This window comes from Pseudomonas sp. BF-RE-21 (assembly GCF_019947305.1).
Lineage (GTDB): Bacteria > Pseudomonadota > Gammaproteobacteria > Pseudomonadales > Pseudomonadaceae > Aquipseudomonas > Aquipseudomonas migulae.
The window spans coordinates 316,257-333,264 of record NZ_JAGYGF010000001.1 but is presented as its reverse complement, the minus strand read 5'-3'; the positions used below and the strand labels follow the sequence as shown (position 1 = coordinate 333,264).

Below are 17,008 nucleotides of genomic sequence, written 5' to 3'. Positions count from 1 at the left end.
CGAGCAAGCTTCGCTCCTACAAGTTACGTGATCCACGCGCTATGCTCCCGACACTGCAAACCGACCGAGATGCTGCCATGTCCGCCCCGAGCATGACCCTCTACCACAACCCGTTGTCACCCTTCGTTCGCAAAGTCATGGTGCTGCTGCACGAGACCGGTCAGCAAGACCGCGTCGCCCTGCAAAACTGTGTGCTGACCCCGGTCGCCCCGGACCTGCCCCTGATCGATGACAACCCGCTGAGCAAAATCCCGGCCCTGCGCCTGGCCGACGGCAACGTCATCCATGACAGCCGGGTGATTCTCGATTACCTCGACCACCAACACGTCGGCAACCCGCTGATTCCTCGCGAAGGCTCGGCACGCTGGCGTCGCCTGACCCTGGCGTCCCTGGCCGACGGGATCATGGACGCTGCGGTGCTGGTGCGTTACGAAGTCGCCCTGCGCGCCCCGGAAAAACACTGGGACGAATGGCTCGATGGCCAACGCGACAAGATCCGCCGCGCCTTGGCGCTGCTGGAAAAAGACGCGATTGCCGAGCTGACCAGCCATTTCGATGTGGCGGCGATCAGTGTGGCGTGTGCGTTGGGTTACGTGGATTTGCGCCATCCGGACCTGGGATGGCGCGAGGTGAATCCGAAGCTGGCGGACTGGTATTTTGAGGTGAGCCAGCGGCCTTCGATGGTGGCGACGATGCCGAAGGGCTAGATTTTCGCTGACTGTTCCGGCCTCTTCGCGAGCAAGCCCGCTCCTACATTTTGATCTGTGGTGTGCATATATTTTGTGTTCACTGGAGATCCACTGTGGGAGCGAGCCTGCTCGCGATGGCACCACACCGGATCTACCGGAAACAACCCAAAAATCAGCGTCGCCAACACCTCCCCCTCCCGCTGATCCTCACGCAACCCCAACGACCGGCTCATTCCACCACCCCGATATCGAACTCCAGCGGCTTGGCCGCCTTCTGTCCGATCCCGTACCAGTCCAGTTTGCGGGTCAGCACCATGAACACGCCCAGTAACCCGAACAGCAACAACGCCCCCATCAACAGCGCGTAATCCTCGGCGCTCAACAAGCCGTAGAGCAAGCCATACAACGCCGCCAATCCTGCCGAAAAACTCAAGCCGTGGCGCACGCTGCGCAGCACGTGGCAGACATAGAAACCGATCAACAGCACGCAGCCGCTGGCCGACAACAGATACGCCAGGGCAAAACCGATGTGCTCGGACAACGACAGCAACAGCAGATAAAAGAACGCCAGCGCCACGCCCACCAACGCGTATTGCACCGGGTGCACCGCCAGGCTCTTCAGGACTTCGAAGAGGAAGAAACCGGCGAAGGTCAGGACGATGAACAGCAGTGCGTATTTGATTGCCCGGTCGCTTTTCAGGTACTGATCCACCGGGTCGATGAAGCTCACGCCGAAGCTGCGGCCGCTGAACGCGTCACAGTCGCCGCCGGACACGCAACTGCTCAGCGCTTCTTGCAGGTTGGTGGAGAAAAACGAGGTCTGCCAATTCGCGGTAAAGCCCTGATCGGAGACTTCGCGCTGGGTCGGCAGGTAATTGCCGATGAAGCTCGGATGCGGCCAGTTGGCGGCCAGCGAGACTTTGCTGGTCTTGCCCACCGGGAGAACCTGCAACTGGCCGGTGCCTTGCAAACGCAGGTCGAAACCGAAGGCCAGTTCTGTGGCCTGACGTGGGTCAAGCGCTGGCAGCGTCACGTGCACACCTTCGCCCAACCAGCCCACCTGACTGCCGGGGATGAAGTCCAGGCGCTGGTCATTGAGCTCCAGTTTCAATGCATTCTCGATGCCGCGAATGTCGCTGATCCCGACGGCGAGAAATGGCTGATCGAACTGGTAGTCGGCGAAGTCTTCCTTGATGCCCAACTGCGCCGGCACCGAGAAGTGCCCGCTGATGCGGTTGTCGGCGTGGAACAACCGCGCCTCGTAGATGCCCCGGGAACGCAGCTCGGTCTGGACCTGCCCGTCGAGTTCGAAACGCTCCGGCAGGAAGTACAAACGGCCGCGCTCTTCGCCGATGTCCTGGTAACGCTCGTTGGTTTTTTCGTTGAGCTTCCAGGTGCGCACCACTTTGCGATAAGGCACCACCATCAGCGGTCCGCTCAGGCGCTGGCTGTAGCTGGAACTGCGCGCGATGTCTTCGAGCACACCGTCGCGCAGTTCCTGACGCTCCTGAATCACGCCGTTGATCATCAGCAACGGGATCAGCAACAACAGAATCAGCAGGGCAATGGCCCCGAGTTTTATGGTCAGATTTCGGTTCATGGGACTCTCCCTGTTTGGATGGGGAGAGTCTGGGATGGGTGTGTGGGGGTTTTGTGGGGGAAGTATGGAGATTATGTGGAGACTGGGCCGGCGATTGGCCGCGACTCGGTTCTAAGCCAGGCGCAAAGTCACTTCAACCCCGCCCTCGACATTGCCAATGCTCAATGTCCCGCCATGCAGCTTCACCACTTCCTCTACAAAATTGAGCCCAAGCCCTGTGCTCTTGCGCCCACTGTCCGGACGCGGCAACGAATAGAAGCGCTCACTCAATCGCGGCAACGCGTATTCGGGAATCGCTTCGGCCTGATTGAACAGTTTGAACTCAATCTGTTCGCCAATCCGCTCGGCGCTGAATCGCAGCACGCCATTCACCGGCGTGAAATCCAGCGCATTTTCCAGCAGATTACCCAGCGCCTGACGCAACAGAAAGGGTTCACCGGTCAACGCCAGATCCCCTGGAATCGCCTGCTCCACGCGTAACCGCTTGCCTTCGATGCGCCCGGCCTGAGCACTCAGCAGCTCATCGACCAAACCCGCCAACGGCACGGCCACCCGCTCTTCCAAGCCTTGGCGCTGTTCAACCTGCGCCAGGTTCAGCAACCGTTCGATCAACTGCTGCATCCGCACGCTTTCGCTGTCGATGTTGCTGACGAAACGCTGCCGTTGCGCCAACGGCATCTCCCCTTGCAGCAACTCCGACGCACCACGAATCGCCGCCAGCGGGCTTTTCAATTCATGGGTCAACGTGTGCACGTAACGCTCGACGTAGGCCTTGCCTTCGAGCTGCGTGCGCATCTGTTCCACAGCAGTCGCCAGTTGCTCCAGCTCGCCGCCGCGATAGTGTGGGACCTCGACTCGCCGGCCTTCACTCACGGCTTTCGCATAAGCGGTCAAGCGCCGCAGCGCTGCGCTCAGCCACCACGACAGCAACGCACCAAACAGCAAACCGAGGCCGATCAGCCCGGCGCCATACGCGAGCAATCTGCGCTCGGTGCGATCGACGTAAGGCTGCAGCGAGCTATTAGGTTTGGCCACGGTGACCACGCCGATGATCCGACCGTTGTCGCGGATCGGTGCGCCAACGTGCATCACCGAAGAGCTGGCATCATTCGGATCGCTGCGACTGGAGCGGGCGCCGTATTCACCGCGCAAAGTCAGCAGAACATCGTTCCAGCGCGAGTAATCCTGCCCCACCGCCACACCGCTGGAATCCAGCACCACGATGCCCTTGGCGTCGGTGACGTAGATGCGGTGGTTGACCTGATTTTTCGGCAACCCCCAGATGCTCGCCTTCGGTTGCCGCTCGCCATAGGCCTTGAGCAATTCGGGCCAGCGGTTCTGATTGAGCGTGCCGGCCTTGAAATCATCGCGCAGGATTTCGGCCATCAGGTTGGCGGTATCGACCAGGGTTTCTTCGGTGGACTGACGCACACCGGGGCGGATTTCCTCCATCACGGTGCTGAGCACGAAGTAACCGGTCAGGCCGATGAACAGCACATAGACCAGGAATATCCGGATCCCCAAGGGCATCAGCTGTGCCCCGGACTGTAGCTGTAACCGAGGCCGCGATGGGTCTGGATCGGTTCGGCATCAGCCTTCACCAGACGCAATTTGGCGCGCACGCTCTTGATGTGGCTGTCGATGCTGCGCTCATACCCGGCGTCGGCGGCGACGCCCAGCGCATCGAGCAACTGCTCGCGGCTGAACACGCGTTCGGGTTGTTCCAACAGGCATTGCAGCAGACGGAATTCGTGGCGGGTGAGGCTCAGCAACTGGCCGCGATAGCAGATCTGTACCCGCTCGCTGTCGATGCGAAACAGCGCAGAGCCAGCGTCGGCCACTGCACGCGGCGCCATGCGCTTGAGGATGGCCCGCACGCGTGCGGCCACTTCCCGTGGGCTGAACGGCTTGACCACATAATCGTCGGCACCGATTTCCAGGCCCACGACACGGTCGATTTCCGCATCACGCGCGCTGAGGAAAATCACCGGCACTTCACTGAAACGGCGCAGTTGCTTGCAGGTTTCGAAGCCGCTGATATCCGGCAGGCCGATGTCGAGAATGATCAGATCGGCCGGCGTCTGCCGCTGATGGTCCAGCGCGGCGGCGCCAAGGCTCAGCCACGTCGTGGTGAACCCTTCGCCCTGCAAGGCGAAAATCAGGGTGTCGGCAATCGCCGCTTCGTCTTCGACAATCAGGATATGAGGCATGGCGTCCGAGCCCGGCAGTTGAGTGGGCGAACGGTGCCCCATGCCTCACGTCACGTCAATGAGACCACTTGAAATCAGCAGTCGGGCTTGTCCGCCGTAAAACGCCGCGCCGGGTTCACGGCCGCGCCGAATTCACGCAGGGCTTTGGCGCCGATCAGCAGCGGATAGTTGAAGCTGCTGCGGTCGGTGAGGTTGACCTCGACCGTGCGCTTGACGTTGCCCAGGCACAGTTCCAGATCGACCACCGGGCGCTTGGTGGGCGCCGCGACATCTTCATCCTCGTCCTCTTCGGAGCGGGTCTTGATCTTGCTGATCCGCGCGACCTTGTGTTCGTAGACCTTGTTGCTCGCGTCTTTGGTGGCGAGACGGAAACGCACCCATTCTTCGCCGTCGCGGGTGAAGGTTTCGATGTCCTTGGCCGACAGCGAGGCGGTCAGGGCGCCGGTGTCCATTTTGGCCTTGAGCACTTCACCGCCGATTTCCGGCAGCGCAATGTATTCGTAGCGCCCGTACAGGGTCGGCTCGGCGGCCAGGACCGGCAGGGCCACGAGGGAAAGCAATGCGAGGAGGGATTTCACGTAAGGGGCATCCTGGGAAAGTGGGCAGCGGAATTTTAGACCGTCGGTGAGCAATTCGTTCGTTCTTGGGATCGCTTCGCGGGCAAGCCTCGCTCCTACAGGTCACGCGATAACCGTAGGAGCGAGGCTTGCCCGCGAAGAGGCCGGAATGATCACCACAGCCCCAGCATACTCAAGCAACCGTGAAACATTCGTTCCCCCCGATTTGGCCTGTCGCCCGAAGCTGCTTATCATGGCGCGCCCAAACGCTTTCAAGAGTTACTTATGCGCCGCCTGCTCACCGGCTGTTTCGTTACCCTGCTGCTGTTGCTCAACACCCTGGTCCTGTTCGGACCGCTGATGGTGTTTGCCCTGCTCAAACTGGTCCTGCCCGGCCGCTTGCGTGATTACGCATCAGCGGCAGTGATGTGGATCGCCGAGACCTGGGCCGAGATCGACAAGCTGATCTTCCGTCTGTGCATCCCCACGCAATGGGACGTGCGAGGCGGCGATGACCTGCGGGTCGATACGTCGTACCTAGTGATCAGCAACCACCAATCCTGGGTGGACATTCCGGCACTGATCCAGACGCTCAACCGGCGCACGCCGTTCTTCAAGTTCTTCCTCAAGAAAGAACTGATCTGGGTGCCCCTCCTGGGCCTGGCGTGGTGGGCGCTGGATTACCCGTTCATGAAGCGTTACACCAAGGCGTTTCTGGAGAAGAACCCGACGCTTGCCGGCAAGGACCTGGAGATCACCAAAGCGGCGTGCGAACTGTACAAGCGCCAGCCCGTAACGGTGGTCAATTACCTGGAAGGCACCCGGTTCACGGCGGCGAAAAGCACTCAGCAGCAGTCACCGTTCACCCATTTGCTCAAGCCCAAGGCTGGCGGCGTGGCGTTTGTGCTGGCGGCAATGGGTGAACAGCTGGACGCCATTCTCGATGTGACGGTGGTGTATCCGCAGCAGAAGATTCCGGGTTTTTGGGATTTGATCAGCGGCAACGTGCCGAGGGTCATCATTGACATCAAGACCCGCGAACTCGACCCCGCGTTGTGGCAGGGCGATTACGAGAACGATCCGGTGTTTCGCGAAACGGTCCAGAACTGGGTCAACCAGCTCTGGATCGAGAAGGACCGGCGCATCGACGCCTTGCGCGCCGGGCGTCGCTGAATCAGGTGCCGGCGCCCCAGATCCCGCCCAGGTTCTGCAGCAGCGAGCCGGCGACGCCCTGCTGACCGAGGTATTGCAGAATCAGCGGGGCAAACTGACCGATCATGCCGCTTTCCATGCCCAATGCGCTGAACGCATTGTTCAGGTCATTGGTGTCCTTGACGTTGCCCAAGACATTGTCCAGCCCGGCCACCTTGCCGGACGAACCGAGCAAACCGGCGATGGCCCCCAGTTCACCGCCGCCGGACAGCATGTCGATGCCCGGTACGCTTTGGGCCAGCTCCGAATAGTCGGTTGAACTCAATTGATTCTTCGCCAGGCCGAGCATCGCTCCGGTACCGCCAAGCAATTGTTGTGGCGTCAGGTTCAACTCGCTGAGCGCACCCAGCAGATCGGCTGTTTCAGCAGTCGGCGCTGCCGCTGTGGTGGCGTTATCGTCCTTCATGCCGGAAATGGCACTGGCGGCATCGCTCAAGCTGAACTGCGCGAAGACCGGACTGGCCACCAGAGTCATGAGCGATGCCAGTACAAAACCACGTGAAAACTTCATCCAGACATCCTCTTGCGCCATGAAAACCGCCCGGCAATGGGCGGAAAAACCTGCCGATTTGACTCGGCTTCTGCCGGCATGTTCCTCAGCGCTACGCCCATTTTGAGCCCGTTCGTCACTGGACAGATGGATGGCTCAAACAAAAACGGCGACCCGAGGGTCGCCGTTTTGCATTGCGTGAAGCCTTATGCCGCGCTGAACAGTTTGTGTGGATCGATCACAAACTTCTTCGGCACGCCTGCATCGAACTCACCGTAGCCCTGAGGTGCTTGATCCAGGCTGATCACCTGAACGCCCACCACTTCGGCGATGTTGATGCGGTCCCACATGATCGCCTGCATCAGCTGGCGGTTGTACTTCATCACCGGAGTCTGGCCGGTGTGGAAGCTGTGGGATTTGGCCCAGCCCAGACCGAAGCGAATGCTCAGGCTGCCCATTTTCGCGGCCGCGTCCACGGCACCCGGGTCTTCGGTCACGTACAGGCCTGGGATACCGATTTTGCCGGCTACCCGAACCACGCCCATCAACGAGTTGAGTACGGTGGCCGGAGCCTCGTGCTTCACGCCGTCATGGCCGTGACCACGCGCTTCGAAGCCCACGGCGTCGATGGCGCAATCCACTTCTGGCTCGCCCAGCAATGCGGCGATTTGTTCGTGCAGTGGCGTGTCCAGGGACAGGTCGGCGATTTCAAAGCCCTGCGCCTTGGCGTGCGCCAGGCGGACGGTGTTGACGTCGCCGACGATGACCACTGCCGCACCCAGCAGGCGGGCGGAAGCGGCAGCGGCCAGACCAACCGGACCGGCACCGGCGATGTACACCGTGCTGCCTGGGCCAACGCCGGCAGTCACTGCGCCGTGGTAACCGGTCGGCAGGATGTCGGAGAGGCAGGTCAGGTCGCGGATTTTTTCCATCGCGCGATCGCGATCAGGCAGTTTCAGCAGGTTGAAGTCAGCGTACGGCACCATCGCGTACTCAGCCTGGCCGCCGGTCCAGTCGCCCATGTCGACGTAACCGTAAGCACCGCCCGGACGTGCCGGGTTAACGCTGAGGCAGACGCCGGTGTGCATTTCCTTGCAGGAACGGCAGCGCCCGCAAGCCACGTTGAACGGAACGGACACCAGGTCGCCGATTTGCAGGTTCTCGACGTCGCTGCCCTTCTCGATCACTTCACCGGTGATTTCGTGACCCAGTACCAGACCGGTTTGAGCGGTGGTACGACCGCGCACCATGTGCTGGTCGGAACCACAGATGTTGGTGGAAACCACGCGCAGGATCACGGCGTGGTTGATCTTCCTGCCACGCGGGTCCTGCATTTTCGGATAGTCGATTTTCTGTACTTCGACCTTGCCAGCGCCGAGATACACCACACCACGATTGCCAGACATGCTTTCACCTCGCTGTTGTTTTTATGTAATAGCCGCGTCGCCCAGGATCGGCGGCGCGTTGATTGCTCGGGTTATTGCCTGTGTGTCTTGTGTTGTTTGTTATGGCCTCATCGCCGGCAAGCCGGCTCCTACAGGGAACCGCGATCAACTGTAGGAGCCGGCTTGCCGGCGATAGGCTGCGAAGCAGCCTCAAAATCTAAAGAACAACCGTGCGATTGGCGTTGAGGAACACCCGTCGCTCAATGTGATACCCAACCGCTCTGGCCAACGTCAGCCCCTCGATATCCCGCCCCTTGGCGATCAAATCTTCCGGGTAATGACTGTGGTCCACCACCTCCACGCCCTGGGCGATGATCGGGCCTTCGTCCAGGTCGTTGTTGATGTAATGCGCTGTGGCGCCGACCAGTTTCACGCCCTTGTTGTAGGCCTGGTGATACGGCTTGGCGCCTTTGAAACCGGGCAGCAGGGAGTGATGGATATTGATCGCCTTGCCATCGAGCTTGCGGCACAGCTCCGGCGACAACACCTGCATGTAGCGCGCAAGGATCACCAGCTCGGCACCGGATTCTTCGATCACCTGCAACACCTGGCGCTCTTGCGACGGCTTGTCGTTCGGGTCGAGCGGGAAGTGGTAATACGGAATCTGGTGCCAGTCGGCCAACGGCTTGAGGTCCGGGTGGTTGGAAACCACGGCGGCGACGTCCATCGACAACTGGCCGATGCGTTGGCGGTAGAGCAAATCGTTGAGGCAGTGATCGGCCTTGGAGACCATGATCACCACTTTCGGGCGGTGATGCGGCGGGGTCAGCTCGAAGATCATGCCGAACGCCTGGCCCCGCTCTTCCAGGCCGGCGCGGAAGGCTTGTTCGTCGAAGCCGTCAGGCTGCCGGAATTCCACGCGAATGAAGAAACGACCCGAGAGCCGGTCATCGAACGAATGGTGCTCGGTGACGTAGCAGCCCTGCTCGAACAGAAAGCGGGTCACCGCGTCCACGGTGCCGAGGACGCTTGGGCAGTCGGCGGTCAGAATCCATGTGTCTGGGGCGCGGCTCATAGTGCGGTGACTCCTGTTGTTATGGGCAACCGCTGCGCGGTTGATCGCCAGCAAGCCGGCTCCTACATTTGGAATGCATCTCCCTGTAGGAGCGAGGCTTGCCCGCGAAGGCAATCTCAGGCCTGAACGCTAAGCCCGTACTCGGCCGACGCATCCTGCAACCACAACCACCAGTAATCCGAGAAGCTGCGACGGATCAGCAGTTCCCAGGTGTCTTCGGCCGTGTGGCGGATCACCAGTTGCGACTTGGCAAACACGGTGCCGACAGCCTTGCCGACCGGGAAGCTGTTGGGGTGTACGTCGTAGCTGGTGGACTTCATCAGCACCTGGCGCACGTTCGGACCGCTCAGTTCGAGGATCTGCTGGCCACCGCTGACGTTGACGATCTGGATGTGCAGGTCGCCCAGCGCTTCACGGAGCTTTTTCTCGGCGGCAAATTCTTCGCCGGTCGGCACGATCAGCAAATACTCATCCGGCCCCATCCATTGCAGGCTGGTTTCGCCCTTGACGATCACGGTCAGCGCACTTGGCAATTCGATGCCCAGGGCCTTGTGCACGCCAGCGGCGAACGCGGCATCGTGGCCATCGCCACGGATGGTCAGGTGGCCGAGGAGTTTTTTCTCACGCACGATCACGCCGGCGTTTTTGCGACCCTTGCCGACCAGGCTGGCGAGGTCGGCATGATGCAGCGACGACTCGGCCTTGGCCCCGGTGGTTGGGCGTTGTTGGTAAACATTGGCTGCGGTCATAAAGCACCTGTTCCTGAAGTTCTTGCATCTCACCTGTGGGAGCGAGGCTTGCCCGCGAAGGCATCGACTCGGTTTTACTGAGGCACCGCGTCATCGTTCTTCGCGGGCAAGCCTCGCTCCTACAGGGGCTGTGGTGTCAGATGTTCTGGCGATCGCCTTTCGGATCGAAGAACACCGAAGAAACGATTTCCGCCTCGATCACGCTGCCATCGGCCAGCGGTGCGAATACGCGCTCGCCGATCCGCTTCAAGCCGCCCTTGACCACGCCCATGGCAAACGAATAGCCGAGGGAGTTGTGCAGGTAGCTGGAGGTGACGTGACCGACCATCGTCATCGGGATCGTCTGCTTGGTGTTGAACACCAGTTGCGCACCTTCCGGCAGCCATTTGGTCGGATCGATCGGCTTCAGGCCCACCAGTTGTTTACGTTGATCACGCACGCAGTCTTCGCGATTCATGCCACGCCAGCCGATCCACGAGAACGGTTTGGTGCGACCGACACACCAGCCCATGTTCAGGTCGTCCGGGGTCATCGAGCTGTCAGTGTCCTGACCGACGATGATGAAGCCCTTCTCCGCACGCAGGATGTGCATGGTTTCGGTGCCGTACGGCGTCAGGTTGTACTGCTTGCCGGCCTCGGCGATTTTTTCGAGCACGCCCATGGCGTAGTCGGCTTGCACGTTGACTTCGTACGACAGCTCACCGGTAAACGAGATCCGGAACACCCGCGCCGGTACACCGCCGACCAGACCTTCTTTCCAGGTCATGAACGGGAAGGCTTCGTTGCTCAGGTCAATGTCGGTGACTTCGCTGAGCAGCTTGCGGCTGTTCGGCCCGGACAGGGTCATGGTTGCCCAGTGATCCGTCACGGAAGTGAAGTACACCTTCAGCTCTGGCCATTCGGTCTGGGAGTAGATTTCCAGCCATTGCAGCACGCGCGCAGCGCCGCCGGTGGTGGTGGTCATCACGAAATGGTTGTCGGCGAGGCAAGCGGTGACGCCGTCGTCGAAGACCATGCCGTCTTCTTTGCACATCAGGCCATAACGCGCCTTGCCCACGTCGAGCTTGGTCCAGGCGTTGGTGTAGACGCGGTTGAGGAACTCACGCGCATCCGGGCCTTGAATGTCGATCTTGCCGAGGGTCGACGCATCCAGCAGGCCGACGCTGTCGCGCACGGCTTTGCATTCGCGTTTCACAGCGGCGTGAATGTCTTCACCGTTTTTCGGGAAGTACCAAGGACGTTTCCACTGACCGACGTCTTCGAATTCGGCGCCGTTCTTCACGTGCCAGTGATGCAGCGCAGTGAAGCGTACAGGTTCGAAGATGTGCCCACAGTGACGGCCGGCCACGGCGCCGAAAGTCACCGGCGTGTAGTTCGGACGGAACATGGTGGTGCCCATCTGCGGGATGGTCACGTTCAGCGAACGGGCCGCGATGGCCAGGCCGTTGACGTTGCCGAGCTTGCCCTGGTCGGTGCCGAAGCCCAGTGCGGTGTAGCGTTTGACGTGCTCGACCGACTCGAAGCCTTCGCGGGTCGCCAGTTCGATGGCGGCGGCGGTGACGTCGTTTTGCAGGTCGACGAATTGCTTCGGCGCACGTGCGGTGTTCTTTTCATGCGGCACCTGGAACAGCGCCAACGTAGGCTCTTCCAGACGGCTCAGGGCTTTCGGCAAGGTGCCTTCGACCACGCTGAAACCGGCTTCGCTGGCTGCGCGAGCGCCGCCTTCAAAACCGTCGGCCAGCGAATCGCCAAGACCGTAGACGCCGTTGATGCCACCGACGCACACGCGTTTCTGCGGTGCTTCGCCCGGTACGAAACCGAGGATGTCTTCACGCCAGATTGGCTTGCCACCCAAGTGCGAAGCCAGGTGAACCACCGGGCTGTAACCGCCGGAACTGGCAACCAGGTCGCATTCGAGCCACTCGCCAGGACTGGTCACGGCGTGGGCTTTGACGTCGATCGCGGCAACGCGAGCGGCGGTCACGTGCTTGCTGCCACGGGCCTCGATCACGGCGCTGCCGGTCAGGATGCGAATGCCTTTGGCACGGGCTTCTTCAACCAGTGCACCACGCGGATTGCTGCGGGCGTCGGCGATGGCCACCACTTGCAGGCTGGCGTCGAGCCAATCCAGTGCAACGCGGTAGGCGTGATCGTTGTTGGTCGACAGCACCAGTTTTTTACCTGGTGCTACGCCGTAGCGACGGACGTAAGTCGACACAGCGCCGGCGAGCATGTTGCCCGGCACGTCGTTGTTGCCGTAGACCAGTGGACGCTCGTGAGCGCCGGTCGCCAGCACCACACGCTTGGCGCGAACCCGGTGGATGCGTTGACGCACCTGGCCAATCGGGGCGCGGTCACCGAGGTGATCGGTCAGGCGCTCGTGGATGGTCAGGAAGTTATGGTCGTGGTAGCCGTTGACCGTGGCGCGCGGCAACAGCAGCACGTCCGGGGTGTTCTTCAGTTCGTCGAGGACGCTGGCGACCCATTCCACGGCAGGCTTGCCGTCGAGGCTTTCGCGGGAGTCGAGCAGGCTGCCGCCGAACTCTTCCTGCTCATCGGCCAGAATGACGCGAGCACCGCTGCGAGCGGCTGCCAAAGCAGCGGCCAGGCCAGCCGGGCCACCGCCGACGATCAGCACGTCGCAGTGCTGGTTCATGTAGTCGTAGGTGTCCGGATCGTTCTCGGTCGGCGAGCGGCCAAGACCGGCAGCCTTACGAATGTACTTCTCGTAAGTCATCCAGAACGATTGCGGGTACATGAAGGTTTTGTAGTAGAAGCCCGGTGGCATCAGCTTGCCGCCGACCTTGCCGAGAATCCCCATCATGTCGTTGTTCACGCTCGGCCAGCCGTTGGTGCTGGTGGCGACCAGGCCCTGGTACAGCGCTTGTTGCGTGGCGCGTACGTTCGGGATTTGCGTGGCTTCGGTCGCGCCGATCTGCAGCACGGCGTTCGGCTCTTCGGCACCGGCGGCGAAGATGCCGCGCGGACGGGAATACTTGAAGCTGCGACCGATGATGTCAACGCCGTTGGCCAGCAGTGCAGCGGCCAGGGAATCGCCTTCAAAGCCTTTGTAGGTCTGGCCGTTGAAGGTGAAGCTCAGCACTTTGTTGCGGTCGATCCGTCCGCCGTTGGACAGGCGATTGATCTGGCTCATACCTTCTCTCCCAGAGCCGTCGTAGCCGCTTTCGAGCTATCGGTCTTGTCGGTGAATTGTGGCTTGGTGCCGATCTTGTAAGTCTCGAGAATCTCGTAGGTCACGGTGTCGCGGGTGACGTTGAAGTACTGACGGCAACCGGCAACGTGATCCCACAGCTCGTGGTGCAGGCCGCGAGGGTTATCGCGGAAGAACATGTAGTCGCCCCACTCCTCGTCGGTGCAGGTGTTCGGATCCAGTGGACGCGGGATGTGCGCCTGGCCGGATGCGTGGAATTCCTCTTCAGAGCGCAGCTCGCCGCAGTGAGGACAGAAGATATGCAACATGGGGATTTCTCCTGTTAGTGGGCAACCGCAGCAGCGCCGTGTTCATCGATCAACGCACCGTTGTGGAAACGGTCGATGGAGAAAGGTGCGGCCAATGGGTGCATTTCACCCTTGGCCAGGCTCGCGGCAAATACGTTGCCCGAACCAGGTGTTGCCTTGAAGCCACCGGTGCCCCAACCGCAGTTGAAGAACATGTTCGGGACCGGGGTTTTCGAGATGATCGGGCAGGCATCCGGCGTGGTGTCGACGATGCCGCCCCACTGGCGGTTCATGCGTACGCGGGACAAGACCGGGAACATCTCGACGATGGCCTGGATGGTGTGCTCGATCACCGGGTACGAACCACGCTGGCCGTAGCCGTTGTAGCCGTCGATACCGGCGCCGATCACCAGGTCGCCCTTGTCGGACTGGCTGATGTAACCGTGTACGGCGTTGGACATGATCACGCTGTCGATAATCGGCTTGATCGGCTCGGACACCAACGCTTGCAGCGGGTGGGATTCGATCGGCAGACGGAAACCGGCGAGTTTGGCCATGTGCCCGGAGTTACCGGCCGTGACCACGCCGACGCGCTTGGCGCCGATGAAGCCCTTGTTGGTTTCAACGCCGATGCACACGCCGTTTTCCTTGCGGAAACCGATCACTTCGGTCTGCTGGATCAGGTCCACGCCGAGTGCGTCAGCGGCACGGGCAAAGCCCCATGCCACGGCATCGTGACGGGCGACGCCGCCGCGACGCTGGACGGTAGCGCCCATCACCGGGTAGCGAGTGTTCTTGGAGCAGTCGAGGTACGGAATCTCGTCCGCTACTTGCTTGGCATCGAGCAGTTCGCCGTCCACGCCGTTGAGGCGGTTGGCGCTGACCCGACGCTCGGAATCACGAATGTCCTGCAGGGTGTGGCACAGGTTGTAGACGCCGCGCTGGGAGAACATCACGTTGTAGTTCAGGTCCTGGGACAGGCCTTCCCACAGTTTCATCGCGTGTTCGTACAGGTGCGCCGACTCGTCCCACAGGTAGTTGGAGCGAACGATGGTGGTGTTGCGCGCGGTGTTACCGCCGCCCAGCCAGCCTTTTTCGACCACGGCCACGTTGGTGATGCCGTGTTCCTTGGCCAGGTAGTAAGCCGTGGCGAGACCATGCCCGCCACCGCCGACGATGACCACGTCATAGACCTTTTTAGGGGTCGGCGTGCGCCACATTTTCTGCCAGTTTTCATGATGGCTGAGGGAGTGTTTGAAGAGGCCGAAGCCCGAGTAGCGTTGCATAGTCATTTACTCCAAAACCGCGCTCAGCGATAAACCGGGAAGTCCGCGCACAGGGCCGACACTTGCTGCGCGACGTTCGCTTCGACATCGGCGTCGCCGAGGTTGTCGAGGATGTCGCAGATCCAGCCGGCCAGCGTGACGCACTGGGTCACCTTGAAGCCGCGCGTGGTCACCGCAGGGGTGCCGATGCGCAGGCCGGAAGTGACGAACGGCGACTGTGGATCGTTCGGGACAGCGTTCTTGTTCACAGTGATGTGGGCGCGACCGAGTGCTGCATCCGCCTCTTTGCCGGTGAGACCCTGACGAATCAGGCTGACCAGGAACAGGTGGTTATCGGTGCCGCCGGACACTACATCGTAGCCGCGTTTGATAAATACGCCGGCCATGGCCTGGGCGTTATCGATCACTTGTTGCTGGTAAGCCTTGAAACCTGGCTCCAGCGCTTCCTTGAAGCACACCGCTTTACCGGCGATGACGTGCATCAGCGGGCCGCCCTGGGCACCCGGGAACACGGCTGCGTTGAGCTTCTTCTCGATTTCTTCGTTGGCCTTGGCCAGGATCAGGCCGCCACGCGGACCGCGCAGGGTCTTGTGGGTGGTGGTGGTCACCACGTCGGCGTACGGCAGCGGGTTCGGGTACAGACCGGCAGCGACCAGACCGGCAACGTGGGCCATGTCGACGAACAGCAGCGCACCGACCTTGTCCGCGATCTGACGGAAGCGTGGGAAGTCGAGGGTCTTGGAGTAAGCCGAGAAGCCGGCAACGATCATTTTCGGCTTGCACTCGACGGCCAGGCGCTCGACTTCGTCGTAGTCGATCAGACCGGTCTTGGTGTCGATGCCGTACTGCACGGCGTTGTACAGCTTGCCCGAAGACGAAACCTTGGCGCCGTGGGTCAGGTGACCGCCGTGGGCCAGGCTCATGCCCAGAATGGTGTCGCCGGCTTGCAGCAGGGCCAGGTAAACGGCGCTGTTGGCCGAAGAACCGGAGTGCGGCTGCACGTTGGCGTAATCGGCGCCGAACAGTTGCTTGGCGCGTTCGATGGCCAGTGCTTCAACCTTGTCGACGTGCTCGCAGCCACCGTAGTAGCGCTTGCCCGGATAGCCTTCGGCGTATTTGTTGGTCAGGCCGCTGCCCTGCGCTTCCATGACGCGTTTGCTGGTGTAGTTTTCGGACGCGATCAGCTCGATGTGATCTTCCTGGCGTTGCTCCTCGGCATTCATCGCCGCCAGCAGTGCATCGTCGTAACCCTTGATCTGGTCTTGCTTGCTGAACATCGCGTCTCTCCCAGCGGCATCTGTGCGCCATTCGTCTCGGTAAGGCACGGCGTTTCGGCAGTGCCCTTTGATAGCGATGGTATGACCGGCGCAGACAGGTCAAATGCCTACGGACGCCACGCAAAGGTGCGTTTACGACATGGCGGGGAATGACAGACCGAGCCCCGCTCTCAAATCAGCGGTAAACCCTGTGGGAGCTGGCTTGCCAGCGATGAGGGCGTCACATACAGCATTGATGGCGGCTGACCCACCGCTATCGCTGGCAAGCCAGCTCCCACAGGGGTCAGGTGGCGATCTGGCGGACGAGTAATAGCAGCAGGAAATGCAGCGGATAAAGGGCATACGCCCAACGCCGCATCGGTGGTGGCGTTATTTGTCGCGTATGTCGCAACAGGAACATTCCCAACAGCGGTGCGACCAAGCAAGTGGCAATGCCGAGGATCGCCGCACTGTTACCCAACCGGGCGGAGTAATACAGCACCTCCCACTGATTGGCGGCCAGACAGATCAACCCCGGCAACAGGCTGAAATACCAGGGCCGCTTGACCACCAGCAACATCGCCAGCGGCAACAAAACACCAAAAACGCCGAACATCAGGTGTTCCGTGAACACCGCTGCCAGCACTAAGACAGCAACCGCAAGCAGGCGCGATGGCAGCGTCTTTTGCTGCCAGCCACGCGCGACCAACAGCCCAAGCGCCAGCGTAGGCAGCACGTTCAAGGTGTCGGGATCGGGGATGAACATCCTGTAAGGGATTTCGCTGATAGCACTAAACAGAATCAACCAGCCCAGATACCGCCATTGATGTGTGACTTGTCGTGAACGCGACAGGTTCGCCGCCATTGCCAGACAAAACCACGGAAACGCCAGTCGTCCGGGCACATACAGCAGATCGAGGGAATAACCGACATATCGCAGGTGATCGAGCACCATGCTCAGCAGCGCCAGCCACTTGAGCAGATCCAGTGCCCCATCCCGTTGAGTCATGTGCATAATCGCCCGTCGTCTTTGTATTTTT

The 17,008-nt window shown here is 61.0% G+C and carries 15 protein-coding genes; 2 read left to right on the top strand and 13 right to left on the bottom strand.

Annotated features, from left to right (window positions below; genetic code table 11):
- Nucleotides 1-77 precede the first annotated feature (77 nt).
- Nucleotides 78-707, top strand: coding sequence for a glutathione S-transferase (locus KGB25_RS01555; RefSeq protein WP_008045154.1), 630 nt, complete (start codon nucleotides 78-80; stop codon nucleotides 705-707).
- 211 nt (nucleotides 708-918) lie between these two features.
- Here the strand turns inward: KGB25_RS01555 and creD are convergent, their stop codons facing one another.
- The 4 genes from creD to KGB25_RS01535 form a co-directional block, all read right to left on the bottom strand.
- Nucleotides 919-2,289: a cell envelope integrity protein CreD gene (creD, locus tag KGB25_RS01550; RefSeq protein WP_223434084.1), complete on the bottom strand. Its 1,371-nt coding sequence runs from the start codon at nucleotides 2,287-2,289 to the stop codon at nucleotides 919-921.
- A gap of 111 nt (nucleotides 2,290-2,400) precedes the next feature.
- Nucleotides 2,401-3,819: a two-component system sensor histidine kinase CreC gene (creC, locus tag KGB25_RS01545; RefSeq protein ID WP_223434083.1), complete on the bottom strand. Its 1,419-nt coding sequence runs from the start codon at nucleotides 3,817-3,819 to the stop codon at nucleotides 2,401-2,403.
- A complete protein-coding gene (creB, locus tag KGB25_RS01540) occupies nucleotides 3,819-4,499 on the bottom strand; it encodes a two-component system response regulator CreB (RefSeq protein ID WP_032832901.1) in 681 nt (226 codons plus the stop codon). The genes creC and creB overlap by 1 nt, the downstream gene beginning before the upstream one ends.
- A 74-nt stretch (nucleotides 4,500-4,573) precedes the next feature.
- Nucleotides 4,574-5,077 (bottom strand): ATP-dependent zinc protease, encoded by a 504-nt coding sequence (locus tag KGB25_RS01535; RefSeq protein WP_008045158.1) that lies wholly within the window; start codon nucleotides 5,075-5,077, stop codon nucleotides 4,574-4,576.
- A 264-nt stretch (nucleotides 5,078-5,341) separates the two neighbouring features.
- Between KGB25_RS01535 and KGB25_RS01530 the strand changes: the two genes are divergently transcribed.
- The gene (locus KGB25_RS01530) at nucleotides 5,342-6,229 is read left to right on the top strand and encodes an acyltransferase (protein WP_223434082.1); all 888 of its coding nucleotides are present in this window, start codon (nucleotides 5,342-5,344) and stop codon (nucleotides 6,227-6,229) included.
- 1 nt (nucleotide 6,230) lies between these two features.
- Here KGB25_RS01530 and KGB25_RS01525 read toward each other — a convergent pair whose 3' ends face one another.
- The 9 genes from KGB25_RS01525 to KGB25_RS01485 form a co-directional block, all read right to left on the bottom strand.
- A complete protein-coding gene (locus tag KGB25_RS01525) occupies nucleotides 6,231-6,779 on the bottom strand; it encodes a DUF2780 domain-containing protein (RefSeq protein WP_207284836.1) in 549 nt (182 codons plus the stop codon).
- A 185-nt stretch (nucleotides 6,780-6,964) separates the two neighbouring features.
- Nucleotides 6,965-8,164: a formaldehyde dehydrogenase, glutathione-independent gene (gene fdhA, locus KGB25_RS01520; RefSeq protein WP_008035029.1), complete on the bottom strand. Its 1,200-nt coding sequence runs from the start codon at nucleotides 8,162-8,164 to the stop codon at nucleotides 6,965-6,967.
- Nucleotides 8,165-8,360: 196 nt separating this feature from the next.
- Nucleotides 8,361-9,218, bottom strand: a complete 858-nt coding sequence (gene purU, locus KGB25_RS01515) for a formyltetrahydrofolate deformylase (protein WP_008035031.1) — start codon at nucleotides 9,216-9,218, stop codon at nucleotides 8,361-8,363.
- Between the two features lie 116 nt (nucleotides 9,219-9,334).
- Nucleotides 9,335-9,967, bottom strand: coding sequence for a sarcosine oxidase subunit gamma (locus tag KGB25_RS01510; RefSeq protein WP_223434081.1), 633 nt, complete (start codon nucleotides 9,965-9,967; stop codon nucleotides 9,335-9,337).
- A gap of 136 nt (nucleotides 9,968-10,103) precedes the next feature.
- The gene (locus tag KGB25_RS01505; RefSeq protein ID WP_192227597.1) at nucleotides 10,104-13,121 is read right to left on the bottom strand and encodes a sarcosine oxidase subunit alpha; all 3,018 of its coding nucleotides are present in this window, start codon (nucleotides 13,119-13,121) and stop codon (nucleotides 10,104-10,106) included.
- On the bottom strand, nucleotides 13,118-13,447 hold the full coding sequence (locus tag KGB25_RS01500; RefSeq protein WP_008035036.1) for a sarcosine oxidase subunit delta: 330 nt from the start codon (nucleotides 13,445-13,447) through the stop codon (nucleotides 13,118-13,120). The genes KGB25_RS01505 and KGB25_RS01500 overlap by 4 nt, the downstream gene beginning before the upstream one ends.
- Before the next feature lie 14 nt (nucleotides 13,448-13,461).
- A complete protein-coding gene (locus KGB25_RS01495) occupies nucleotides 13,462-14,712 on the bottom strand; it encodes a sarcosine oxidase subunit beta (RefSeq protein WP_007947735.1) in 1,251 nt (416 codons plus the stop codon).
- Nucleotides 14,713-14,735: 23 nt separating this feature from the next.
- The gene (gene glyA, locus KGB25_RS01490; RefSeq protein WP_008035038.1) at nucleotides 14,736-15,989 is read right to left on the bottom strand and encodes a serine hydroxymethyltransferase; all 1,254 of its coding nucleotides are present in this window, start codon (nucleotides 15,987-15,989) and stop codon (nucleotides 14,736-14,738) included.
- Nucleotides 15,990-16,272: 283 nt separating this feature from the next.
- A complete protein-coding gene (locus tag KGB25_RS01485) occupies nucleotides 16,273-16,983 on the bottom strand; it encodes a TraX family protein (RefSeq protein ID WP_223434087.1) in 711 nt (236 codons plus the stop codon).
- Between the last annotated feature and the right edge of the window lie 25 nt (nucleotides 16,984-17,008).